This window comes from uncultured Roseibium sp. (assembly GCF_947494555.1).
GTDB lineage: Bacteria > Pseudomonadota > Alphaproteobacteria > Rhizobiales > Stappiaceae > Roseibium.
In genome coordinates, this window is the sequence record NZ_CANLVF010000009.1 from 72191 (window position 1) to 95177 (window position 22987).

The 22987-nt window shown below is 55.7% G+C and carries 20 protein-coding genes and 1 tRNA gene; 11 read left to right on the top strand and 10 right to left on the bottom strand.

Features of this window, described 5'->3' with window-relative positions; all coding sequences use genetic code 11:
- Positions 1-48: 48 nt before the first annotated feature.
- Genes glp through Q0915_RS30275 form a run of 5 tightly spaced genes read right to left on the bottom strand, consistent with a single transcriptional unit; the run spans position 49 to position 5515 of the window.
- Positions 49-1251 (bottom strand): gephyrin-like molybdotransferase Glp, encoded by a 1203-nt coding sequence (gene glp, locus Q0915_RS30255; protein WP_299484065.1) that lies wholly within the window; start codon positions 1249-1251, stop codon positions 49-51.
- Positions 1251-1763, bottom strand: a complete 513-nt coding sequence (gene moaC / locus Q0915_RS30260) for a cyclic pyranopterin monophosphate synthase MoaC (protein ID WP_299484066.1) — start codon at positions 1761-1763, stop codon at positions 1251-1253. The genes glp and moaC overlap by 1 nt, the downstream gene beginning before the upstream one ends.
- Positions 1764-1768: 5 nt before the next feature.
- Positions 1769-2581, bottom strand: a complete 813-nt coding sequence (trpC, locus tag Q0915_RS30265) for an indole-3-glycerol phosphate synthase TrpC (RefSeq protein WP_299484067.1) — start codon at positions 2579-2581, stop codon at positions 1769-1771.
- A gap of 4 nt (positions 2582-2585) precedes the next feature.
- Complete coding sequence (gene trpD, locus Q0915_RS30270; protein ID WP_299484068.1) at positions 2586-3605, bottom strand: anthranilate phosphoribosyltransferase; 1020 nt, start codon at positions 3603-3605, stop codon at positions 2586-2588.
- A 17-nt stretch (positions 3606-3622) separates the two neighbouring features.
- The gene (locus Q0915_RS30275; protein WP_299484069.1) at positions 3623-5515 is read right to left on the bottom strand and encodes a peptidylprolyl isomerase; all 1893 of its coding nucleotides are present in this window, start codon (positions 5513-5515) and stop codon (positions 3623-3625) included.
- Positions 5516-5745: 230 nt separating this feature from the next.
- Between Q0915_RS30275 and tpiA the strand changes: the two genes are divergently transcribed.
- From tpiA to Q0915_RS30310, 7 genes are all read left to right on the top strand, one after another.
- Positions 5746-6510, top strand: coding sequence for a triose-phosphate isomerase (gene tpiA / locus Q0915_RS30280; RefSeq protein ID WP_299484070.1), 765 nt, complete (start codon positions 5746-5748; stop codon positions 6508-6510).
- A gap of 103 nt (positions 6511-6613) precedes the next feature.
- Entirely contained in the window at positions 6614-6997 is a 384-nt protein-coding gene (gene secG, locus Q0915_RS30285; protein ID WP_299484071.1) for a preprotein translocase subunit SecG, read from the top strand.
- 132 nt (positions 6998-7129) lie between these two features.
- The gene (locus tag Q0915_RS30290; RefSeq protein ID WP_299484072.1) at positions 7130-8758 is read left to right on the top strand and encodes a CTP synthase; all 1629 of its coding nucleotides are present in this window, start codon (positions 7130-7132) and stop codon (positions 8756-8758) included.
- A 27-nt stretch (positions 8759-8785) separates the two neighbouring features.
- Complete coding sequence (locus Q0915_RS30295) at positions 8786-9613, top strand: VOC family protein (protein ID WP_299484073.1); 828 nt, start codon at positions 8786-8788, stop codon at positions 9611-9613.
- A 188-nt stretch (positions 9614-9801) separates the two neighbouring features.
- Positions 9802-10965, top strand: coding sequence for an efflux RND transporter periplasmic adaptor subunit (locus Q0915_RS30300; protein ID WP_299484074.1), 1164 nt, complete (start codon positions 9802-9804; stop codon positions 10963-10965).
- Positions 10966-14115: a multidrug efflux RND transporter permease subunit gene (locus Q0915_RS30305; RefSeq protein ID WP_299484075.1), complete on the top strand. Its 3150-nt coding sequence runs from the start codon at positions 10966-10968 to the stop codon at positions 14113-14115.
- 192 nt (positions 14116-14307) lie between these two features.
- Positions 14308-14685, top strand: a complete 378-nt coding sequence (locus Q0915_RS30310) for a thiol-disulfide oxidoreductase DCC family protein (protein ID WP_299484076.1) — start codon at positions 14308-14310, stop codon at positions 14683-14685.
- A 78-nt stretch (positions 14686-14763) separates the two neighbouring features.
- Here the strand turns inward: Q0915_RS30310 and Q0915_RS30315 are convergent, their stop codons facing one another.
- Both Q0915_RS30315 and Q0915_RS30320 read right to left on the bottom strand, forming a co-directional pair.
- Positions 14764-15006 carry a hypothetical protein gene (locus tag Q0915_RS30315; protein ID WP_299484077.1) on the bottom strand — a complete coding sequence of 81 codons (243 nt, stop codon included), beginning with the start codon at positions 15004-15006 and terminating at the stop codon, positions 14764-14766.
- A gap of 213 nt (positions 15007-15219) precedes the next feature.
- A complete protein-coding gene (locus Q0915_RS30320; RefSeq protein ID WP_299484078.1) occupies positions 15220-15864 on the bottom strand; it encodes a hypothetical protein in 645 nt (214 codons plus the stop codon).
- A gap of 290 nt (positions 15865-16154) precedes the next feature.
- Between Q0915_RS30320 and Q0915_RS30325 the strand changes: the two genes are divergently transcribed.
- Positions 16155-16928, top strand: coding sequence for a nucleotidyltransferase domain-containing protein (locus tag Q0915_RS30325; protein ID WP_299484079.1), 774 nt, complete (start codon positions 16155-16157; stop codon positions 16926-16928).
- Positions 16929-17180: 252 nt separating this feature from the next.
- Here Q0915_RS30325 and Q0915_RS30330 read toward each other — a convergent pair whose 3' ends face one another.
- Both Q0915_RS30330 and Q0915_RS30335 read right to left on the bottom strand, forming a co-directional pair.
- A complete protein-coding gene (locus Q0915_RS30330) occupies positions 17181-18347 on the bottom strand; it encodes a Xaa-Pro peptidase family protein (protein ID WP_299484080.1) in 1167 nt (388 codons plus the stop codon).
- 419 nt (positions 18348-18766) lie between these two features.
- Positions 18767-18842: transfer RNA gene (locus Q0915_RS30335), tRNA-Lys, on the bottom strand.
- Positions 18843-19212: 370 nt separating this feature from the next.
- Between Q0915_RS30335 and Q0915_RS30340 the strand changes: the two genes are divergently transcribed.
- The 3 genes from Q0915_RS30340 to Q0915_RS30350 all read left to right on the top strand — a co-directional run bounded on the left by Q0915_RS30340 (position 19213) and on the right by Q0915_RS30350 (position 21646).
- The gene (locus Q0915_RS30340) at positions 19213-19506 is read left to right on the top strand and encodes a hypothetical protein (protein WP_299484081.1); all 294 of its coding nucleotides are present in this window, start codon (positions 19213-19215) and stop codon (positions 19504-19506) included.
- 214 nt (positions 19507-19720) lie between these two features.
- Complete coding sequence (locus Q0915_RS30345) at positions 19721-20770, top strand: TAXI family TRAP transporter solute-binding subunit (RefSeq protein ID WP_299484082.1); 1050 nt, start codon at positions 19721-19723, stop codon at positions 20768-20770.
- Between the two features lie 135 nt (positions 20771-20905).
- On the top strand, positions 20906-21646 hold the full coding sequence (locus tag Q0915_RS30350) for a cytochrome c biogenesis CcdA family protein (protein ID WP_299484083.1): 741 nt from the start codon (positions 20906-20908) through the stop codon (positions 21644-21646).
- Positions 21647-21731: 85 nt separating this feature from the next.
- Here Q0915_RS30350 and Q0915_RS30355 read toward each other — a convergent pair whose 3' ends face one another.
- A complete protein-coding gene (locus Q0915_RS30355) occupies positions 21732-22955 on the bottom strand; it encodes a hypothetical protein (RefSeq protein WP_299484084.1) in 1224 nt (407 codons plus the stop codon).
- Positions 22956-22987 lie beyond the last annotated feature (32 nt).

Genomic DNA, 22987 nt, shown 5'->3' on the forward strand with positions numbered 1-22987 from the left:
AGGAAGCGGGCAGGGGATACTGCCCGCTATGGATGATTTCTTTTTTGGCTAAAGGATCAGAATATCGGTCGCGGCTCCGGCTTTCTGGGCCGGGGCGTGCGGCGGCCGGATGATCAATGCGCCTGATTTTGCAAGAAGAGCGAGCATGGAGCTGTCTTGCGTCTCGAAAGGCGTCGCGACCAAACGTCCGTCCGGATCTTCGTGTAAGGTAGCCCTGACATAATCCTGGCGCCGGTCATTTTCGCCGAGATCAGCACCCAGAAAAGCCTGTTTGGGGGCCGACAATCCGGCAGGAAGGCCGAGCATCTTCCGGATCAGCGGACGCAGAAACAAAAGGCCGCAGACCAGGCTTGAGACAGGATTTCCCGGCAGGCCCAGAACTCTCGTCCGTCCAAGCCGGCCGGCCATCAGCGGCTTGCCCGGACGCATCGCGATACGCCAGAAGGCGAGGTCCATACCTTCCTGGCCGAGAACTTCCTGAACCAGATCGTGGTCGCCGACAGACGCTCCGCCAAGCGTCACCAGGATATCAGCCTCTTCGCTCAAGGCGCGCCGCACATGTCCTGCAAGCGCAACCGGGTCATCCGGCGAGATGCCCAGGTCCACGGGCATACCGCCGCAATCCTCGACCATGGCCGCGATGCCTGCGTGATTTGAGGCGATAATCTGATCCGGTCCCGGCTCGCTGCCTGGCCGGACAAGTTCGTCACCGGTTGCGAGGATCGCGACCTTTGGCTGTTTGACGACAGGCAATTGCGGATGGTTCATCGCCGCCGCAAGAGCAAGGTGGCGATAGGTCAGCCTGAGCGGCGGTGAGAGCAGGATCTGGTTTTCTTGAAAATCCAGCCCGGCCGGCCGCACAAACGCCCCTTTGCGTGGAACTTCGTTGATGGTGATCCGGTCACCGTCGCGGGTGGCATCCTCCTGGATCAGGATCGTGTCAGCGCCCTCGGGAACAGGGGCTCCGGTGAAGATACGAACCGCCTTACCGGCACCAACCGTACCGTTGAAGCCATGGCCTGCTGGAGCTTCGCCGATAACGTCAAGTTCGCTGCCGACTGCAAGATCCTGATGGCGTGTGGCGTATCCATCCATTGCCGACGCGGCAAATGGTGGCTGTGTACGCTTTGAGACAAGGTTTTCCGCCAGAACCCGGCCATTTGCCTTTTCGAGTGCAATGGGCTCTGGTTCAAGCCTCGAAACGCCGGAAAGGAGTTTTTCAAGTGCTTCGGCGACGGGCATCAAGCTCATCAGGTTCCGCCTTCGCTGCCGTCTTTTTCGAGTGTCCAGTGCCCGGATTTACCGCCGGCCTTCTCCACAAGCCGGATGTCACCAATCACCATGCCCCGGTCGACCGCCTTAGCCATGTCGTAGATCGTCAGACAGGCAAGAGAGCACGCCGTGAGTGCTTCCATTTCGACGCCGGTTTGTCCGCTCACTTTTGTCGTTGCCAAAACAACAAGCCCTGGCAACGTGTCATCGGGCTCTATCTCGACCTTGACTTTCGACAGAAGGAGAGGGTGACACAGCGGTATCAGCTCGTGGGTTCTTTTTGCAGCAAGTATGCCCGCGAGCCTTGCTGTTCCGATCACGTCGCCCTTTTTGGCGTTACCGGACCGGATGAGTTCCAGCGTCTCAGGGCGCATCGTGACGGTGCCGCGTGCGACCGCAATCCGGTGGGTGATTTCTTTGGTGGACACGTCGACCATATTGGCCGCGCCTGTCGCATCCAGATGCGTTAGTACCGGGTCCTTTTCAGACATCGACTTTAAACCGCTTCCGACAATGCGGGCCGGGCAAGCAGATTACGGGTTGCCGAGGCAACATCGTCCTGCCGCATCAGGCTCTCGCCGATCAGAAATGTCGAGATGCCGACCTTGTTCATCCGGCCGAGATCCTCCGGTGTAAACAGTCCCGACTCGCCCACAACGATGCGATCGGAGGGAACCAGCGGCGCCAGTTCTTCGCTTGTTTCCAGCTTTGTTTCGAATGTTTTGAGATTTCGGTTGTTGATGCCCACAAGCCGCGAATTCAGTTTGAGCGCGCGCGCGAGCTCCTCGCCATTGTGGACCTCCAGCAAGACATCCATACCGAGCTCGAATGCGGTATTCTCCAACGCGTGCGCTGTATCGTCGTCAACCGCGGCCAGGATGATAAGGATGCAATCACCCCCCCACGCACGCGCTTCGTAGACCTGGTAGAGGTCATACAGGAAGTCCTTGCGCAGAGCCGGCAGAGAAACCGCATCCCTTGCTGCGGTCAGAAATTCCGGTTTACCCTGAAAAGACGGTGCGTCAGTCAGGACAGACAGGCACGCAGCGCCGCCTTCCTCGTAAGCTTTCGCCAGAAGCGGCGGATCGAAGTCCGAGCGGATCAACCCTTTCGACGGGCTGGCCTTCTTGATCTCGGCAATGAGAGCATATTGCCTGTCCGCATGTTTCGTCTCGAGCGCGGCCTGAAACCCGCGCGGAGGTGGAGTGTCCGCGATGCGTGCCTTGAGCTCCTGAAGAGGCACAGCCGACTTCGCGGCCTCGATTTCGTCGCGCTTATACGCTTCAATCTTTTGAAGAATGTCAGCCATGTCGTTATCCGTTCGAGGCCGCAACCAGTTTTTCCAAAGTGTCGGCAGCCGACCCGTTGTCTATGCTGGCCGCCGCAAGCTCAACACCGTCCTTGAGGTTTGAGGCCTTGTCCGCGACCACGAGAGAAGCCGCAGAGTTAAACAGTACGATATCACGGTAAGCGTTCTTTGCGCCGGCAAGGACTTCGCGAAGGGCTTTTGCGTTTTCGGCCGGCAGACCGCCTTTCAACTCGCTGGCGTCAGCATGGGGCAAACCCGCATCATCAGGTGAGATTTCAAACGACCTGACGTCACCGTCGCGTAGCTCGCTGACAAAGGTTGGTCCCGTCGTTGTGATTTCATCCATGCCATCGGATCCATGTACGATCCAGGCCTTTTCCGTCCCCAGTTCCTTGAGCGCTTTTGCTACCGGGTCCACCCATTTGTGGGCAAAGACCCCAACCATCTGCCGTTTGACACCGGCAGGGTTCGAAAGAGGTCCGAGAAGGTTGAATATGGTGCGCGTTCCGAGCTCCATTCGAGTTGGCCCGACATGCTTCATGGCTGCATGGTGCAGCGGTGCAAACATGAAACCGATTCCCGCTTTTTCAATGCACTCGGAAATTTTCGCTGGTGCGATGTCTATGTTCACACCTAATTCGGAAAGCGCTTCGGCTGCGCCCGATTTGGAAGACAGCGATCTGTTGCCGTGCTTGGCCACAGGAACACCACACCCGGCCACCACGATTGCCGTGCAGGTCGAGATATTGTAGCTGCCAGAACTGTCGCCGCCCGTTCCAACAATATCAATCGCATCATCCGGGGCGTCGACAGCAAGCATTTTCGATCGCATCGTCGCAACGGCGCCCGTTACTTCCGCTATGCTTTCGCCGCGTACGCGCAACGCCATCAGGAAGCCGCCCAACTGAGAAGGCGTCGCTGATCCCGACAAGATGACTTCAAAAGCCTCTCTCGCCTCATCGGGGCTAAGGGCATGACCATCGGCGACTTTGGCTATTAAGTCCTTGAAAGAGCTCGTGCTCATCCTCCATCCACCTCAGGTCAATGTTGCGTCAGTCCGATCACCTGTGCGATGCCGACCTGGTTGATCTCAACACCGGCTTCGTTTTCCCGGTCTGAGATGAATTGTCCGACGAGTGAGTCCCGCATTTGCTGTGACAGCTGTTGATTGAGCGCATCGATCGAAGGCGAGGCGGCATCAAAGTCCGGCACGGAAACAGACGTCACGGTCAGAACCAGTCTTCCATTGCCGTCAGCTGACGGTGTGATTGCGCTGGTTCCGACAGGGCCACTGAAAAGTGCGGAAATGGCATCTTGATTGAAGTCGCCTGACGGGGCGGTGCGGGCGAGGTTCTCAACGCTCTTGACTTCGAGCTGTTCCTCGTTCGCAAGAGCATCGAGCGGCGTGCCGTTCTCCAGTCGGTTCAGGAGTTCGGTTGCCTTGTCGCTCAGACGATTTGCAAACTCGGAGGCTTTCCAAGCCGCGACCACGTCGTCTTGAGCCTCGTCAAGGGTACGATCGCGCTCCGGAATGACCTGGTCGACCTCGTACCAAAGAAAGCCTTGGGAGCCGAATTGCAGAACGTCGTTCTCCACGCCGACATCGCTCTCAAACGTTCCTGCCACAAGTCCTTCGGCATCGGGGAGCGAAACATCGGTGCCCGATGCGGATTTGCCGGACTGATCGAAGGCTTCAACCGTTTCGACCGGGATCGAGAACCTTTCTCCGATTTCATCCAGCAAGGCTCCACCGGCGCGTGCGTCTTCCACCTCATCGAGCAGATCCAGAATTTCCCGCTCAGCCTGTTCCGCGGCAAGATCCTGTGTGATCTCTTCCTTGACCTCGTCGAAGGGTTTTGTGCTCTCCGGCAGGATTTCCTCAACGTTCAGGATGACAGTTGAGAACCGTCCGTCGACGGCCCCGCTTGAAGCCCCCTGATCAAGCGTAAATGCGACATCTCCGAGTGTTTCATCCAGGAAGTCGGCTTTGGCCATCACGCCCAGGGTCACGTCGTTGTTGCTGAGGCTTCGGTCTTCCATGAGTTCGTCGAAAGTCTTGCCGCCAGCAAGTTCACCAGCGGCTTCTTCAGCCGCTTCGCTCGACGGAAACGACATTTGCCTTATCTTGCGTCGCTCGGGCTGCGAGTACTGTTCGGCCCGTTGTTCGTATTCAGACAGGGCGTCTTCCTCAGCAATGTCTTCCGGGCGTGCAAGCGTTTCGGGTGTTAACGCAAGATATTTGATTTCCCTGAATTCGGGTGCCCTGAAGTTGGCCTTGTTTTCTTCAAAAAAGGTGTTGAGTGCGGGAAGAGACGGCTCTTCGACTTCGCCGATTGCCTCGTTTGTCAGCAAAACGTATTCAGCGTTGCGCGTTTCTCCCTGATAGGCGGACAGTGCCTCGAGATAGCTGAGCGGGGCAGACAGGCTTCCTACAAGGCCTTCGGCAAGCTGATTTCTTTCGGCAATGCGGCGGCGCTGCACGACATATTCATCTTCCTGATAGCCGTTCGCCCGCAGCACCTGATCGAGGCGGCTCCGGTCGTATCGTCCATTCAAGCCCCGGAAGGCCGGGTCGGCCTGAATAAGTGTCGCGAGACGCTGATCTGTAATGCCAAGCTTGAGATCCTGGGCAGTGTTGTTCATGGCGGCTTCCGCGATCAATCTTCCGAGAGCTTGCTGCGGAATGCCCAGTGCGGCTCCTTCTTCGCCCGTCAATGGGCGACCGAACTGCTGAGCCAGTCGGTTCAGGTCCTGACGGTAGGTTCTGTCGAAGTCGACCATGGTGACTTCCGTCTCGCCAACTTTTGCTGCCGTGTTCTGACCGAAGCCTTGAAGGAAATCCGTTACGCCCCAGATGGCGAAACTAAAAATCAGCAATGCAATGAACAGCTTGGCAATCCAGGTACCAGCGCCTTTGCGCAGCGCGTCAAGCATGACGACTCCCGTTTTCTTATCTTTTCGAGCACCGCGAAGCACGGCGTATTGCAGGCCCGGGTCATGCCGGGGCGGGCGGATCATAATGAGGTGGCGCTCCAGCCGCAAGACGACCCGGTACAAAGTTGTGACAGCTATCAAAATTCGGGGCAACCGGAAGATTGCAACCGATCTGCGCTTCTGCTCTATAGGCGCCAATCCACTGTTTCTTCATCGGGAGACCAAAACCTATGAGCGCGACGATCAAGCCCCTTGTGGCCGGCAACTGGAAAATGAATGGGCTCAGATCCAGCCTCGCGGAATTTCACAAAATGAAAGCCGGATTGAGTAGTGATCTTGCCGAAAGTGTCGACACGATGATCTGCGCGCCGGCAACGCTCTTGTCGGCTCTCTGTGATGTTGCATTGGGAAGTGCACTTGCAGTTGGAGGTCAGGATTGCCACGCCGAAAAGTCGGGTGCGCACACCGGCGATGTTTCTGCTGAAATGCTGGCTGACGCAGGCGCTGCGGCTGTCATTGTCGGCCATTCGGAACGCCGGACCGATCATGGGGAAAGCGATCAAACTGTGCATGCAAAGGCGGAAGCTGCCTGGCGCGCAGGTCTCGTTGCCATCATCTGCGTCGGTGAAACGGAAACAGAACGCAAGGCGGGAAAGGCGATCGACGTCGTCAAAAGCCAGCTTGGCGGGTCCGTGCCTGATGGTGCGACAGCGGAAAACACCGTGATCGCCTATGAGCCGGTCTGGGCGATCGGGACAGGTCTCACACCAACTGCGCAGGACGTTGAGGAAATGCTCGCTGCCATGCGCGATGCTCTGAAGGGTCGATTTGACGAAGCCGGTTCACGGATGCGGCTGCTTTACGGCGGTTCGGTGAAGCCGGCAAATGCAGGTGAACTGATGGCGGTGGAGAACGTGGACGGGGCTCTGGTGGGCGGCGCAAGCCTCAAAGCAGAGGACTTCCTGGGTATTCTTAAAGCCTATTCCAAGGAATAGTCTCTTGAAGCTTCTGTGACGAAGCCTCAATTGAAGGGTAGAAAGCGCGCGGCGTCTGGTGTAGAAGGCCGCCAAACCTGAAATTTAGACAGAATGGCATTCGATGGAAACCGTAGTCATCGTTATCCACCTGATGGTCGTGTTGGCCCTGGTGCTTGTTGTCCTCCTGCAGCGCTCTGAAGGCGGTGCCCTTGGCATTGGCGGTGGCGGCGGCGGCGGAGGGCTCATGTCCAGCCGCGGCACCGCAAATATCCTGACACGGGCAACGGCCGTTCTCGCGGTGGCATTTTTTGCGACGTCGCTTGCGCTCAGCCTCATTGCTCAGAACGAAGACAGCCCGGCGTCGATTCTTGACGCTGTACCGGCAACCACGGACGGTGCTCCGGCAACGGACGATGGCGCTCCCGCCGGCGGTTCGGGCGGTATCCTGGACTCGTTGAGACAGCAGAGCGAACCTTCCGGTCCGCAGGTTCCGGCCGCGCAGTAAGCTTGCGCCGCCGGCCAACCGGCTCCCAAAACTACAAGTGCCCTGCGGCTTTTTTCGCAGGGTATTTTTATGTGTTAAGAACGCAACTCCCGAGTGGCCAAAAGGCATTCGGCAAGGATATGGTATTGGTCCATGGCGCGATTTATTTTCATCACTGGCGGCGTGGTCTCCTCGCTTGGAAAAGGTCTTGCTTCTGCGGCTCTGGGCGCATTGCTCCAGGCGCGCGGATACAAGGTTCGTTTACGGAAGCTCGATCCCTACCTCAACGTTGATCCTGGGACGATGAGTCCATACCAGCACGGCGAGTGCTTCGTGACCGACGATGGCGCGGAGACTGACCTTGATCTGGGGCATTACGAGCGGTTTACCGGGCGTCCGGCGAACCAGCAGGACAACATCACGACCGGCCGGATCTACCAGGACATTATTGCAAAGGAACGGCGGGGCGATTACCTGGGCGGTACGGTTCAGGTGATTCCCCACGTTACCGACGCGATCAAGAACTTCGTGCTGACCGGTAATGACGGATATGACTTCGTTCTGGTCGAGATCGGGGGCACGGTCGGCGATATCGAGGGCCTGCCGTTCTTCGAGGCGATCAGGCAATTGGGCAATGATCTTCCGCGCGGAGACGTGGTTTATGTTCACCTGACCCTGATGCCCTACATCCCGAGCGCAGGTGAGATGAAGACCAAGCCGACCCAGCACTCGGTCAAGGAATTGCGCTCGATCGGCATTCAGCCGGACATCCTGTTGATCAGATGCGATCGTCCGATACCGGAAACGGAAAAACGGAAACTCTCGCTTTTCTGTAACGTGCGCGAGAGCGCCGTCATTCCGGCCTATGATGTGAAGTCGATCTACGATGTTCCGATTGCCTATCACAACGAAGGTCTGGACGATGAAGTTCTTGCTGCGTTTGGCCTGAAAGGTGCCCCTGCGCCTGTGCTCGAACGCTGGGAAGGTATTTCGGAGGCTGTTGCAAATCCGGAAGGTGACGTCAAAATCGCGATTGTCGGCAAGTACACCGTTTTGAAAGATGCCTACAAGTCGCTGATCGAGGCGCTGGTACATGGTGGGATTGCCAACAGGGTCAAGGTCAACCTTGAATGGATCGAATCGGAAACCTTCGAGAAGGAGGATCCAAGTCCCTACCTGGAAGGCGTTCACGGTATTCTGGTGCCTGGGGGCTTCGGTGAACGCGGAGCGGAAGGAAAAATCGCGGCCGCGCATTTTGCCCGCACGCGCAAGATCCCCTATTTCGGCATCTGCTTCGGAATGCAGATGGCTGTTCTTGAAGCTGCACGCAATATGGCTGATATCAGCGATGCCAATTCAACCGAATTCGGACCTACGGACCAACCTGTCGTCGGACTGATGACCGAGTGGACCAAGGGAAACGAAAAGGAAGTCCGGAACGAGGACGGTGATCTTGGCGGCACGATGCGCCTTGGCGCTTACCCGGCATCGCTGCAGTCAGGGTCACGAATTGCCGAGATCTACGGCAAGACCAATGTGTCAGAGCGGCACCGGCACAGGTATGAGGTCAACATCGGTTATCGGGAAAAGCTGGAAGATTGCGGGCTGATCTTCGCGGGCACGTCTCCGGACGGCATTCTGCCGGAAACGGTCGAAATCGAAGATCACCCCTGGTTTATCGGCGTACAATATCACCCCGAACTGAAGTCAAGGCCATTCGAGCCGCACCCGCTATTTGCTTCATTTATCGGCGCTGCCGTTCAACAGAGCCGCCTGGTCTGACGCCAGAGCACGAAAAAGGGAACAATCATGGTGCGGGGCCTGGATCATCTCGTCGTAGCGGTGAACGACCTTGACGCGGCAGGGCAAGCTTATGAAGCGATGGGCTTCACCGTTACTCCCGAAAACAGGCACCCGTTCGGAACCGCTAACCGGCTCATTCAGTTCAACGGTTTCTTTATCGAGCTGCTGAGCATCGCCGATCCCAGTCTGATTACCGAGACCATTGGCAAGACCTTTTCCTTCGGCGCGTTTAACCGCGACTTTCTGAAATCCCGCGAAGGCGCCAGCATGCTGGTGCTGGACAGCCGGGGTGCAGATGATGACAGGGACGATTTTGGCAAAGCAGGGCTCGAGCTCTTTGAACCCTTTTCATTTGAACGAACCGCACATCTGCCCGGCGGAGAAACGGCAAAAGTTGCCTTCGATCTCACAATCCTGAGCGATCCGCTCGGCCCGCAGATCGGCTACTTTACCTGTCATAACAAATACCCTGAGAATTTCTGGAAACCGGCTTTTCAAAAACACAAAAACGGTGCTCAAGACATACGGTCTGTTTATCTGCTTGCCGGCGATCCCTCCGACCATCACGAGTTTCTGGGTGCTTTCACGGGTCAAAGGGAAATGCGCGCAACCAGCCTCGGTCTTGAGCTTCAAACAGCGCGTGGAAAAATAGCCGTCCTTAATCCCGAAGCCTATCGCGCACTGGTCGGGCAGGAGGCTGCCGATTCTGTCCGGAACGGTATGCCGCAAATCGCAGCAATCGAAATAGCGTCACCCGCTATCGGTGAAAAGAAGATCATGCCGGCGACGGAATTATTCGGTCTGACGTTAATCCTGGCACCTGCCGGCGCCTGACATAACACTGGCGCCAGAAAACAATTGTAAAAAGAACTGAGATGGCTCCGGGGATTGAAAACGCGGCGTAATGTTCTTGATCGCCTTTCCCGAGCGAACTCGAAAATTCGCTTGTTGAATCAATCAGTCCTTTTATAGTGAACTCCGATCGCGCGCGCGACCCACCGGTCTGAAAGCGGAGTTCCCGTATGCCATTTCTGCGTTTCACCCCTTTGTCCCGTCACCTTGTTTTGACTGTTGCAGCCGCCGGTTTTCTGGCTGCCTGTTCAGACGATTCGCAGCAGGCCGCAGCGCCGGCAGCACCGCCTCCATCTGTGACAGTTGCGAAGGTCGTGTCCGAAGACGTCCGGCAAAGTGAGTCATTCGTGGGTCAGATTGCCGCTGTCGACCAGGTTGATCTCGTCGCCCGGGTCAATGGTTTCCTTGAGAACAAAGCGGTGCCGGACGGATCGTTCGTCAAACAGGACGAGCTTCTTTTCACGATCGAAAAGGCTGAATACGAAGCCCAGTTGACGAAGGCCAAGGCAGACCTTGCAAGCGCGAAAGCAGATGCTGCGCTCAAGGCGGCCGATGAAAAGCGCGACAAGGACCTTCTCGAAAAGGGACACGTGTCCGAGGCGGCATATGAGGCGACACTGGCCCAGAAACAGCAGGCCGAGGCCTCGGTGGAAGCCGCACAGTCTGGCTTACAGCAGGCGGAACTCAACCTGAGCTACACAGACATTTCTGCACCGTTTCCCGGACAGATCGGCAAAAGTGCATATAGTGTCGGTGAACTTGTAGGACCGGGCACCAACGCACTCGCCAAGCTGATCCGGCTTGCGCCGGTCTATGTCAATTTTTCCGTCAGTGAGGCGCAGTATCTGAATGCGGTCCAAACGCACAATATCAGTCCTGCGGATCTGTCGCCTGACGAGGCTCCCTTGATCAGTCTGGTTTTGCCGAATGGGGACACCTACGGCGAAAAGGGCAAAATCGTCTATATCGACAATGAAATCGATGCCACCACCGGTACGATCTCGTTCCGGGGAGAATTTGAGAACAAGGATGTCCGACTACTGGCCGGCACCTATGTCACCGTTGTCCTGGAAGCGCCCAATACCGAGACGGCTCTTGTTGTGCCGCAGGCCGCAATTCAGCGGGACCAGCAGGGCGCTTTTGCACTGGCGATTACCTCTGACAAGAAGGTCGAGCAGAAATACGTCGAGCTTGGCCAGCAAATCGGAACCAATTTCGTTGTCACCAAGGGTTTGTCTGAAGGCGAAGAAGTCATAACGGAAGGTCTGCAAAAGGTCCGGCCGGGTGTCGAAGTCGATCCTGTACTTGCGTCCCAGCCGGCGGAGCAAAGCTAAATGTTTTCTCGCTTTTTTATCTACCGGCCTAAATTTGCGCTGGTGATTTCCATCGTGATTACGATCGCCGGTATCCTGGGGTACGTCTCCCTGCCGGTTGAGCAGTTTCCCAACATTACGCCCCCGGTCGTGAACGTTTCGGCAACCTACACAGGTGCTAACGCGGAGGTTTTGGAGGAAACGGTTGCTGCTCCCATCGAGGGGCAGGTCAACGGCGTTGACGACATGATCTACATGCAGTCGACGAGCAATGACAGCGGCAACTATTCGCTAAACGTGACATTTGCCGTCGGAACGGATCCGGACATCGCGACAGTCAACACCCAGAACCGAGTGTCACAGGCGACCAGCCAGCTGCCAAGCGAAGTTACGGCGAACGGCGTTACCGTTCAAAAGGCCAGCACGAACATGTTGCTGGTGATCACGCTATATTCGCCGAACGGCACCTATGATCCGGTTTTCCTGTCGAACTACGCTTCCATCAATCTGAAAGATGCGCTCGCGCGCGTCCAGGGTGTTGGGCGCGCGGATGTGATGACCGATTTCGCCTATGGGATGCGTATCTGGCTCGATCCGGACAGGCTCACGAGTTTGGGAATGACCCCGAGCGACTTTATTGCGGCGGTTCAGGACCAGAACATCCAGGTTGCGGCCGGCCAGATCGGTGCGCCTCCGGTGCCGGACGGACAACAGTTTCAGTATACGATCAAGGCTAAGGGACGCCTTTCGACACCGGAGGAATTTGAGCAAATTGTCCTTCGGACCGGAGATGACGGTGCGGTCGTAACCATCGGCGATGTCGCGCGTGTTGAGCTGGGTGCGCAATTTTATAACGCGTCCGGCGAATTCAACGGTCAGCCTTCCACGGTGCTTGCGATCTATCAGGCCCCCGGGGCGAACGCGCTGCAGGTATCGGAAAATGTACTTGCTCGCCTGGAAAGCCTCTCCGCTGTCTTTCCGGACGATATGGAATACGCCGTTCCGTTCAATACGACAGACTTCGTACAGGCGTCACTTGATGATGTGATAGCCACGCTTTTCCTCACCTTCCTTCTTGTCGTGTCGGTGGTTTTCATCTTTCTGGGCAACTGGCGGGCAACGGTTATTCCAACGGTCGCAATCCCTGTTTCCCTGATCGGAACATTCGCGGTTCTGCTTGCGCTTGGCATGTCGCTCAACACTATCTCGCTGTTTGCGCTCGTACTTGCCATCGGCATTGTTGTTGATGATGCCATCGTCGTGGTTGAGAACGTGGAACGCATCATCGCGGAAGAGGGATTGTCGCCGAAGGACGCGACGGCAAAGGCGATGGAGCAGATCACAAGTCCGGTGATTGCGACTACGCTTGTTCTCCTCGCAGTTTTCGTTCCGACGATTTTCATGCCGGGGATCACCGGACGGCTTTATTCGCAGTTCGCGGTTACGATTTCCGTCTCCGTTGTCATCTCCTCCATCAATGCTCTGACGCTGTCGCCGGCGCTCTGCGGCCTTATCCTGAAAGCACGATCCGGCCCGCCGAAGGGTCTTATGGGCCTGTTCGATCGCGGCATCACTGGCGTGCGCGACGGGTATACGGCCATTATCCGCCGTCTGGTGCGCGTCGCCTTTGTCGGCATCATCATCGTCGGAGGCGCGGTTGCGGTTATCATGACGCTTGGTAGTACGCTTCCACAGGGCTTCCTGCCATCGGAAGACCAGGGCTATCTGATGGTGGATGTTCAGCTTCCCGACGGAGCTGCCCTGCAACGGACTGAAACCGTAACGGATCGTGTGGTTGAGCTGACCCGGGCGGTCCCCGGCGTTGACAACGTTGTCATAGTGAACGGCTTTTCGATCCTGAATGGGGCGACATCCTCAAATGCTGCGCTGGTCATTGCCACCATGAGCAACTGGGAAGATCGCCAGGAACCGAACCTGCGTATCAATGCGATCCTTGGCAAGTTCTGGGCGGATTTTTCAACGATACCGGGCGCCAATATCATCGCATTCAATCCACCGCCGATACCGGGTCTCGGCACGACAGGCGGCGTACAGATGATGCTGCAGCAGACCGGCGGCGGCACGCCGCAGGATCTTGCCTCTGCGGTCGGCTCAATGGTCTATTCGGCGAACCAGAGCCCTGAAATCGCGCGGGCCTATTCAACGTTTCGTGCAAACGTGCCTCAGGTCTTCGTCGATCTTGACCGGCAAAAGGCCAAGACGCTTGGCATCAACGTCGCGGACGTGTTCACGACCTTGCAAGCGTATCTCGGGTCTTTCTACATCAACGACTTCAACATCTTCGGCCGTGTCTACAAGGTGATGATCCAGGCCGAAGGGCAGTACCGCGACAAGATTGAAGACATAGGACGCCTCTATGTGCGTTCGACCGACGGTACCATGGTGCCAATGCGAAGCGTTTTGACGACGGAAAACGTGCTCGGGCCGCAGATCCTGACACGTTACAACATGTTCCGCGCTGCCGCGGTCATGGCGGATCCGGCACCGGGCGCATCGACCGGTGTCGTGATCAACGAAGTCGAGGCAGCGGCACAGGAAGCGGTGCCACCAGGCTATGCCTACGAGTGGACCGGAACCGCGCAGCAGCAGCTCGATTCAGGCAACATCGTCATGTTCATCCTGATGCTGTCGATCCTGTTCACCTACCTGTTTCTTGTCGCCCAGTACGAAAGCTGGACCATGCCGGTCGCCATTCTGATGTCGGTGTCCTTCGCGATCATGGGAGCGCTGGTCGCCGTGTTCGTGACGGGTGGAGACGTCAATCTCTATACGCAGATCGGTATGATCATGCTTGTCGGGATGGGCGCGAAGAACGCGATCCTCATCGTGGAATTCGCGATGGAGCAGCGCGACGCCGGCAAGTCGATTACGGAAGCCGCCACTGAAGCTGCGCATCTTCGTTTCCGAGCAGTGATGATGACAGCGCTTTCGTTCCTGCTTGGTGTCGTCCCGCTTATGACCGCGTCGAGTGCGGGGGCGGCAAGCCAGAAGGCAATCGGCTTTGCCGTCTTCGGGGGCATGCTGTTTGCGACGGTGATCGGCGTCCTGATGATCCCGGTGCTTTATGTCTGCCTGCAGTATCTGCGCGAAAAGGCAAAGAGCCTGTTCGGCGGCGCGGGACATGTCAGCCGCAGTGCGACTGCTGGCTAGGATCTCAAAAGGCTAAAACCAATCCTCTTACGGCCTGTTTCCATGAAACAGGCCGTTTTCATGTGATTGACGAACTGCGTTCGGGAAGGTCCCAATTCTCGAAATTCTAGACCGGGACGATTGCTTCATGGCAATCCATCCGCGCGTACGAAGCGTATCGGACTGAAGTCAGCCAATGAAATGGTGGTTCACGTGATTTCGGTATTCTACGACGGCAAATGCGGTCTCTGCGCGCGCGAGATCGGTTATTACAAGCGTTTGACGTCCAGGCACAGCATTGTCTGGAAGGATATCGCCAATGAGCCGGACCATTTGGCCGGAACCGGGCTCAGCCAGGCGGATGCGCTGTTGTACCTGCGGGTAAAGGACCAAAATGGTGCGCTTCAGACCGGGCTCGACGCATTTATCGTGCTCTGGAAACAGTTCCGGGTGTGGTCTGCGCTTGCCTGGGTCGCGCAGCTACCAGGCATCTACAGTGCAGCAAATTTCGTCTACAGACGATTTGCGCATGCCCGTTTCAAAAGGCACACCCATTGTCAGTCGAGCCTGAGTGACATGCACAGGTCCTGACATTTGCACTTATTCCAACCATTGTCTGCCGGGACGAATTGCGTTCAGAACAAACTCTGAGAGGGGTGCAAGCAAAGCTTACTCCCCGGGTGCAAAGATCGTGTCGATTGCCTGAAACATTGTCTTGTAGAGACTGATTTCGTCTTTTGCAAAGTCGCCGTGCGGCACTGTTTTCTTGGCTTCGCGCATCAGATCCGCCTTGATGGCTTCAAGGTCGGCACCCGTATTCTGCAGTTCAACATGAAGCCGCTTGGCGATGCCCGCATAGGCAACGATCGCGGTTACCATATGGGTCGGTTCGTCGGGAATCGGCACTTTCATGTTCGCAGGTTCCTAAGGCGGCTTTCGGTGGGAGTTCGTGGATTGTCTCTACTAGACAAGAACATCTTTGATCAGATTGACGGCATCTTAGCAATCCGCGAGACACGGCCGCAGCTTAAGTGATTTCGCGCGATGCGCTTCAGGGAGCGTTGACGCGCCAACAAAAAAAGCGGCCCGAAGGCCGCTTTTGAAATAATATGTTGCCGTCTCTTTTCAGGCTGTCTTGGGACGTCGCCAGCCGGCCAGCCCAAGAATGCCAAGACCTCCGGCGAGCAGCGGCAGCGCGGCAGGCAGGGGGACGACAGTGGCCGTAAAGAGGAAATCATTCGTTCCGGACGCGTCTAGCCAGCCGCGGCCCACCAGGCTCGAAAAGCCGGAATGCCCGGCCAGCCTGTGATTGTCATCGAGGAATAGGAACTCGGCGACGCCATTGCTCTTGCCCGTGAGATTGATCACTGCGGCTGCAACATTGGTCAGATTCCGCAAGGTGCCGACGCCATCATTGGCGGTGAACTCACCATCGGACGTGTCGCCATCGGGATCCAGCGTGACACCGTTGGTGAAACTGTAGCTCAGTTCCCAAACGTCCGACGTGCCGTTTTCAATGACGTTGCCGAATATCGACGCCGAGGGCGTAGCGGCGCCGGTGTCAATGCTCAAAATAACCTGGTCGGGTCCATTGAAACTGAAGAACTTGCCTTCCGAATCTAGCCGGATCCCGTAGTCATAGGCTTTTTTTGCCCTGTCCGGATGATCGTTCAATTCATACCGTACGGTGACCGCAGATGCGGGAAGACTGGCAAGAAGCGAAAGGGCAGCTCCGACAAATATGGTAGTAAAAGTTCTATGGATAGACATAATACAACCTCTAATCAACATATGCGTGTATCGTAGCAATCGATCCTGAAATTGTGAATTCACATAAACTTTACACGGGCCGATGCGGAGTGGAACTCGGCGGGGTTTCGGATGTCATGAAGCCTCGAACAGACACGCCAAACTGCACACATCGAATGAGTTAGCGGCATTTTTTGGTCCTCGAGACATGGAAATGGCCGCGGCAATTACGGATCTTCGCTAGGAGCCATAGCCGTCAATTATTGCGAGGCAAATTCAGCCGAGCGCTGCGCTGGAAGGTTAGGTATCAGATGAGTGTCGACCGGCAGGGTTTTATTGGTGTTGTGGGAAGTCAGCCGTTTAAAGTTGATTTTCACTCGTTGTTGGAGAAGGTTCGGCACGAGTTATCACCTCAAACACTTTCGTTTATCCATAGTGTTTACGTCTATGGTAGTATTGCGACAGGAAAAGCAGTAGCGGCGCGCTCCGATCTTGATCTGACACTGATACTGAACAAGAAGCCATTGAAGCGTGACTGTGAACTCATTGAAAATAAGCGGCAGAGACTTGAGAGCGACCATCCAATTGTAAGCAAAGTTGATTTCGATATCGGACTGCTTGCGGACATTGTTTCTGTGGATGCAAATTTGGCGTGGCGTTATTGGCTCAAACATCATTGCCGATGCATCGCGGGCGAAGATCTATCTGAAGATATCCAACCGTTCCGGCCATCCCGGAAGCTGGCGCTCGAGATGAATGGCGACTTTGAACAGGTGCTGGGAAAGTATCATCGCTTACTCCATGAAGCTCGAACGGCAGGCAACCAGATCAGGCTATTTACAGAGTCTTCTCGCAAGCTGATACGTTCAACCAATATGCTTAGAAAAGAAGAAGACCAGGATTGGCCAGACACGCTTGAGGAGCATGTTGTCCGCTTCCAACGCCTTTATCCCTCTCATGGCGGAGAACTGGATTATTTTTTGCGGCAGGCTCGAGAGCCCGACGCAAAGCCTGAGTGTTTTGCAGATCGACTTGAGGCTTTCGCGGGTTGGATGAGTTGTGTCTTGCACAGCGACGGTCAATAGCGACTTTGTTACGCATCGTGGAACTGCGTGCCCGCGGGGTTCGCGTCGATTGTCGGTAGAGCACCCTGGATACGCTCAACGTTAGGCGGTTGGAGCGGATGCGGAAGGGCGGGAAATGAGATTGTTTCACGCGCGTGAGCGTCACCCAGATAGGCATCGTGCAAAGGTTCGCAAGACGGACTTAATTCTCATTCGGCGCGAACGCCCATATGGCAGCTTTTGGAAGGTGGCAAATGTCACGCTGTCCTGAGACTAAATCAGAAGCGCAGAACAAAAGGGGTAGTTTGTCAGTCGTTCTACCGTGTCGTCTGTTATGAGGAATTGGTCCTCAAGTTTGACGCCTTCTGCTGCTTGCTCTTCGCCAATGTAGCTTTCTATGCAAATAACCATACCCGGTTCGAAAGCCGCTTCTAGCGCGTACGGGACACCATCAAAATGATGCGAGATATAGGGAAATTCGCCACAAAGACCCAGGCCATGACCGAGGCAATAGTACCCGTACCCACGATTTGCAGCAGGTATTGGCCAAGCCGCCTTTGCAAAATTCTCAAATGTTACGCCTGGGCCAATCAGCGCAGCATTATGATGCAATTGCTCATAGGCGAGCTTGTACAAGGATTTCTGTTTATCGGTTGCGGAAACGTCTCCGCACAGAAATGTCCGGGAGAAATCGACAGCGTAGTGCATATAGCCTAGCGCATCTGTATCGAAGCAAACCAGATCTCCCGCTTGCATCTTCCGTGGACCGGCTTCCTGAAAATAAGGAAATGTCCTTGGCCCGGACTGAAACAAGCGGGTCGAGACATATTCGCCTTCCGTCGCGATCAGATGTTTGTGAAACGCTGCCCACGCTTCGACCTCGCTTACGCCCGGAACGATAGACGTTTCCAAGGACGCTGCTGCTGCCTCCACCCGCGAAATTGCCTCCCGCATCACAGAGATTTCCAGCGGTTGTTTGATCACCCGTGCTCTTGAAAACACCCCCGTTGCGTCGCTGACATACAGTCCTGAATTGCGGAGTGCATCAGAAACGGGAACATCAAGGCCCTCAATCGCAATGCGTTTGCAGTCTCCAAGGATGGCAGTGAGGTCTGCCACGAATCGAGCGATTTCATTTTGAAACCCCGGGCCTGATATTGGTGTGAGACCAGGGGCGGGGCGCACATCAGTCACAATGGGGTTTTCGGTAACGAGGTGCTCGCAACCAGCGAACTCCCAAAGAAACACTGAGCCATCAGCAAGTGTCAGCGAAAACCTGAATGGTCCCATCAGGCTAAAAACAGTCATGTTCCGAACGCCGGTGGCATAGAGAATATTTATTGAATTCGATGTCAGAACGGCAGGTTCGTCCATGTCTGACATGACTTGCAGCAACCGCTGATGGCGTTCAATGATGAGGCAGTTACTGTCAAAATCCATGCCGAACTACCAATACTGAGCTGCGAAGATTACTTCAGCCTGAGCGGTGGTTTCGCACGGTGTCGTATTCGTAGTCAAACAGCGTACACTCGTCTGCTTGTGTTGCCGCATGAGCAGAATACGGAGGCACGTTCTGGAAAAACAGCGTTCGACCGGTATTGAGCATGGGTGGAAAGCAGCCGTTTCTGCGCTGGCGACATCCGTCATAATGGGTTCAGAACAGGAATTCACCGCGCGTCTCGCGAATGAGCGAAATGGACTCCGAAAGCCAAATAGCGCGCGAATGAAGGGACGCTGAACTAGACTATTGGGAACCACGTCTCACGAGTGCAAGATGTGAAACGTGAACAAGCCCCACATGCTATCATTCTGTGTTCTTAGGGTTTTCTGACAATGAGCTGATTTTATTTCGGAATTTTTGGTGAGCCGACAGGGGCTCGAACCCTGGACCTACTGATTAAAAGTCAGTTGCTCTACCAGCTGAGCTATCGGCTCTCACCAAGTTCCGGAACGGGCGGGTGCGAAAGGGTGCACCGCCGCGTTGGTGGCGTGTGTTTATGCCGACATAAGTGACATTGCAAGAGGCAAAATTGTTTTTTTCAACAGGTCGTCGCAATTCTGCCAGTAATTCGAGGTTCACTCCGAAACATCTCGAAATTTTCGTTTAGATATACGGCTTTATGAGTATAAATAATGATTAATGAATACCAAGCGGTAGTATAATTTACAGTGAACCTATCTTCTTCTCTAAACATTTGTTTAGAATGTTCTGAATTAAGAAGATAATGATCATTCTCCTGCAAAAACTGTCAGGTAGCGCAATATAGTTTTGTGTTGTACCTTAATACGTGACGAGAGAGGTTACATGCGTACAACAACAATAGACACACACACGAACTCGGTGGAGTTCGATTTCGTGAAAGGCCACATCGCGGCGACGATGACGCTCATTCACGGACTGATCGATCAGGGCGTGGTCGATCGCGAGCAACTCGATGCGTTTTTCGCAAGCTTCATCGGCGAGCTGCCACATAACCGCGAGACGCTTGGCCTGCGATTGATCATCGACCAGTGGCGCCAGGGGCTGCGGGACGGTGAGTCGGAAGAGGAACTCAAGGGAATGCTCTTTGAGGTCATTCGCGGAGGGCGGTCAAACTAGTCAGCATGATGCGATCGGCTTGGGGTAGGGGGCCGATGCATTTACCTGCAAAGGTTCAGGTGTCAGGGGCGCTGAGGCGCCTTTTTTGATTCCTGCCTCAGGCGTTTACCTGTTTTCATTCAGGGCAGTCTGCGCTGGTCAACGTCCGGAGCCTTTGTTATTTCTGAAGTCATCGAACGGTCCCTGAAAACCTGATAGCCGGGCGTCAATAGTCATGCGTGTGTCGAAATTAGCAAAAGCACTTTCCAGAAATCTTGTTCGTATGCTGTTGCCGCATGGCGTGATTGCGGCGACCCTTGTTGCCGCTTCGGGATTTTTGCCCGGGGCGCAGGGAAATGCGTCGGAACAGCGCTTCATCACGATCGGGACCGCAGGCGTGACGGGGGTCTACTACCCGTCGGGCACTGCCGCCTGCAAAATCGTCAATCTCGACAGATCGCAGCACGGTGTGCGCTGTTCGGTTGAATCGACACTCGGGTCTATCTCAAACATCAATCAGATCCGCTCCGGTGAGCTTGATTTCGGCTTCGCACAGTCCGACTGGCAACACCACGCCTATCTCGGAACCTCCGTGTTTGAAGATGAAGGCCCTTTTGAGGATTTGCGGTCCGTCTTGTTTCTCCATCCCGAAATCGCGACGATTGTTGTCAGGGAAGGGTCGGCATATCGCTCACTCGACGATCTCAAGGGCGCCAGGGTCGATACGGGTGGATCCGGGTCTGGATCGTCTGCATCCTGGAGTGCCCTTGTTGACGATCTCGGCTGGTCAGCGACGGACAGGCAAAACTTTTCAAATCGCAACAGTTCCGAACTCGCAGAGGCGCTTTGTTCGGATGAGATCGATGCCTATTTCCAGCTCATTGGCCATCCGGCAGCCCTGATCGAAGAGACCCAGGGACTGTGCGACATTCGCCTTGTCGGCATAGACAGTATGGCTGTGAAGGGGTTCGTGGACGAGCAGCCTTATTACATGGCGGCAACCATTCCCTCCGGTCTTTATCAACTTTCTGAACCGGTTGGTTCATTCGGTGTCGTCGCCACGGTTGTCACGTCTGCCGAGATGCCGGAAGAGATCGTAACGGCGCTGGTCGCTGCCGTTCACGAAAATTTCGACAGTTTCAAAACACTTCATCCCGCGCTTAACCGTTTGCGTCACGAAGATCTTGTCTTGTTGGATGCGACCGCGCCGCTTCATCCTGGCGCATTGACCTATTTCGAAAGCCGTGGCCTCTTGCCTCTGGATGGATCGAAAAGCGCCGACTGAAGCGGTAATCCCTGTTAGCTCTCCAAAAGGTGAGCGGCATTTGTCTTTGTGAAAAGGCAAGTTGGGGCTAAATCAATGCTCCAGAAGCAGACCGGTCTATACCGGATTCGCATTGAAACAGACCGGAAGCATGGAATGATCCAGGACGTCACGATTATTGGAGCTCTTTTGGCCGGGATCCTGTCTTTTGTTTCCCCATGTGTCCTGCCGCTTGTTCCGCCCTATCTCGGGTTTCTTGCCGGGGTCTCCCTGGACCAGCTTACCGGCGAGGACGACGAAGATAAGACTGCGTCGCGCCGTGTCTTTATCAGCGCCGTGTTCTTTGTGCTCGGCTTTTCGACGGTCTTCGTGATCCTTGGAGCGACGGCCAGCTTCCTTGGCCAGTTTATCCGTGCCTACCTTGATTATCTCGGTTACATCGCGGGCGCACTGATCATCATCATGGGCCTCCATTTCCTCGGCGTTTTCCGAATAGGTCTTCTTTACAAGGAAGCACGTGTCCACGTGGAGAAGAAACCGGCAGGATTGTTCGGTGCCTATGCAATCGGACTTGCATTCGGCTTTGGCTGGACGCCGTGCGTCGGACCCATTCTGGCAGCCATTCTCTTCGTCGCCGGAACGGAGGATACGGTCGCGCAAGGGGCGCTTCTGCTCAGTGCCTATGCGCTTGGCCTTGGAATTCCGTTTCTGCTTGCAGCCCTTTTCGCCGGACCGTTCCTCGGATTTATGAAGCGGTTCCGCAGCCATATGGGCACCGTTGAAAAGGCGATGGGCGGGGTTCTCGTCCTAACCGGCGTCATGTTCCTGACCGGGCAGATGGCCGTACTTTCCTACTGGCTTCTGGAAACCTTCCCGGGACTGCAGACGATCGGCTGATGCCGAATCACAATCACCATGAAGAAGCAGGTTTGGGCGATCCGGAGACTTCCGGCAGTAACCTTATGGAACCAAGCGTCGAGATTTAGAAAGCGGAGTCTCTGAATTCTGCTGCCGTCACGAGCGGATCGCCAGCGTAGAGAGCAGGTCGGCAGAGTTCTGTGACATCCAGCAAATGAAGACAGGCGACGGCTGCATCGGCTGCATTGGCAAATGGGCCAATCATCAGAGCGATCCCGCCTTCTTCGGTCTGTTTTTCCATGAGCAGAGGCCGCAGATCCCGCATGCGTTCTTCGTTCTGTTCCTTGAAGTCGGCCCATGCCTTTGCAGCGCCGGCTCTGGAACGGTAGTGCCCGATAACGGCTCCGAAATCACTGCGTTTGATCTGGCCTTCGCCGCCGCTCCTGAGCCGGCCTGCGGGGTCAGAGGGCGTAATCACCTTTGGTGCTAATCTGGTACGCGTCGGCGTCGTGTTGAAAGGTTCGATTTGCTGCGACTGAACAGGTGGGATGGAGCCAGTTGTGAGAGGTGCATCTGGTTCAGACGGTTCAGCGACGATGCGTACAGGCTCCTGTGCAGTCACATCCGGTCCCGGAACAGACACGGGTGGCGGCAGTTTCTGAGCCGTTTCTATGCGCCTTGGCGGCTCACTGCGTACAGTGTCACCAGACACCTCCGATGTCTCGGCAAGTGTGGTTTGTGCCGACGGTTCATTTCTGGAATTGGCCTGTTCGCCGGACGGTACAGGCGTTTCAGTCGCCGCGCCAACCTGGGGGCGTGGTGCCTGGGACACGATTTTTCCCGGTCGCGGTGCCAGCGCGCGTTCTGGATAGTCGTCTGCCTTGAGTGCAGTGAACTCTGCATTGGCCAGCTTCGCCGTTGCCGCCTCCCGTTCAAGTGCAGCGATGCGCCTGGAATAAGCAAGGTTTTGTTCGGTGAGTGCCGTCAAACGGCGACGCAGTCCGACGACTTCACGCTGCAGAACTTCGATTTGGCTTTGTTCTAGGCTTTTTGCGGCTTCGTTGTCCTGGTTGAGAACACGCGCGTCAGGAATGGGAAGCGCAACCATCTGACCGGTTGACGCGGTTGTTTCAGGTGAGGTCCCGGATGGCAACTGCGATCCAGCGGGAATGGAGTCGGGGACTGCAAAGGAGGGGGAGAAAGAGGGGGCTCCGAACTGAAATGAAGCAAAACCGATCGTGCCCATGATGACCGCGGCAAACGCCCAGGACAGAAGTCCGACCCGCGGCGCCGTAAACACGCCGCGAACGATGTCCCGTTTTGTCTTTCTGGCCTGGGGTTCAAGCAAGGCGTTTCATTCCGGATCGTGACTGCGAATCT

What these genes read in the sequence shown, in the direction of transcription:
- glp (WP_299484065.1), bottom strand. Translation starts at nt 1,251, where the DNA reads ATGAGCTTGATGCCCGTCGCCGAAGCACTTGAAAAACTCCTTTCCGGC.
- moaC (WP_299484066.1), bottom strand. Translation starts at nt 1,763, where the DNA reads ATGTCTGAAAAGGACCCGGTACTAACGCATCTGGATGCGACAGGCGCG.
- trpC (WP_299484067.1), bottom strand. Translation starts at nt 2,581, where the DNA reads ATGGCTGACATTCTTCAAAAGATTGAAGCGTATAAGCGCGACGAAATC.
- trpD (WP_299484068.1), bottom strand. Translation starts at nt 3,605, where the DNA reads ATGAGCACGAGCTCTTTCAAGGACTTAATAGCCAAAGTCGCCGATGGT.
- Q0915_RS30275 (WP_299484069.1), bottom strand. Translation starts at nt 5,515, where the DNA reads ATGCTTGACGCGCTGCGCAAAGGCGCTGGTACCTGGATTGCCAAGCTG.
- tpiA (WP_299484070.1), top strand. Translation starts at nt 5,746, where the DNA reads ATGAGCGCGACGATCAAGCCCCTTGTGGCCGGCAACTGGAAAATGAAT.
- secG (WP_299484071.1), top strand. Translation starts at nt 6,614, where the DNA reads ATGGAAACCGTAGTCATCGTTATCCACCTGATGGTCGTGTTGGCCCTG.
- Q0915_RS30290 (WP_299484072.1), top strand. Translation starts at nt 7,130, where the DNA reads ATGGCGCGATTTATTTTCATCACTGGCGGCGTGGTCTCCTCGCTTGGA.
- Q0915_RS30295 (WP_299484073.1), top strand. Translation starts at nt 8,786, where the DNA reads ATGGTGCGGGGCCTGGATCATCTCGTCGTAGCGGTGAACGACCTTGAC.
- Q0915_RS30300 (WP_299484074.1), top strand. Translation starts at nt 9,802, where the DNA reads ATGCCATTTCTGCGTTTCACCCCTTTGTCCCGTCACCTTGTTTTGACT.
- Q0915_RS30305 (WP_299484075.1), top strand. Translation starts at nt 10,966, where the DNA reads ATGTTTTCTCGCTTTTTTATCTACCGGCCTAAATTTGCGCTGGTGATT.
- Q0915_RS30315 (WP_299484077.1), bottom strand. Translation starts at nt 15,006, where the DNA reads ATGAAAGTGCCGATTCCCGACGAACCGACCCATATGGTAACCGCGATC.
- Q0915_RS30320 (WP_299484078.1), bottom strand. Translation starts at nt 15,864, where the DNA reads ATGTCTATCCATAGAACTTTTACTACCATATTTGTCGGAGCTGCCCTT.
- Q0915_RS30325 (WP_299484079.1), top strand. Translation starts at nt 16,155, where the DNA reads ATGAGTGTCGACCGGCAGGGTTTTATTGGTGTTGTGGGAAGTCAGCCG.
- Q0915_RS30330 (WP_299484080.1), bottom strand. Translation starts at nt 18,347, where the DNA reads ATGGATTTTGACAGTAACTGCCTCATCATTGAACGCCATCAGCGGTTG.
- Q0915_RS30340 (WP_299484081.1), top strand. Translation starts at nt 19,213, where the DNA reads ATGCGTACAACAACAATAGACACACACACGAACTCGGTGGAGTTCGAT.
- Q0915_RS30345 (WP_299484082.1), top strand. Translation starts at nt 19,721, where the DNA reads ATGCGTGTGTCGAAATTAGCAAAAGCACTTTCCAGAAATCTTGTTCGT.
- Q0915_RS30350 (WP_299484083.1), top strand. Translation starts at nt 20,906, where the DNA reads ATGATCCAGGACGTCACGATTATTGGAGCTCTTTTGGCCGGGATCCTG.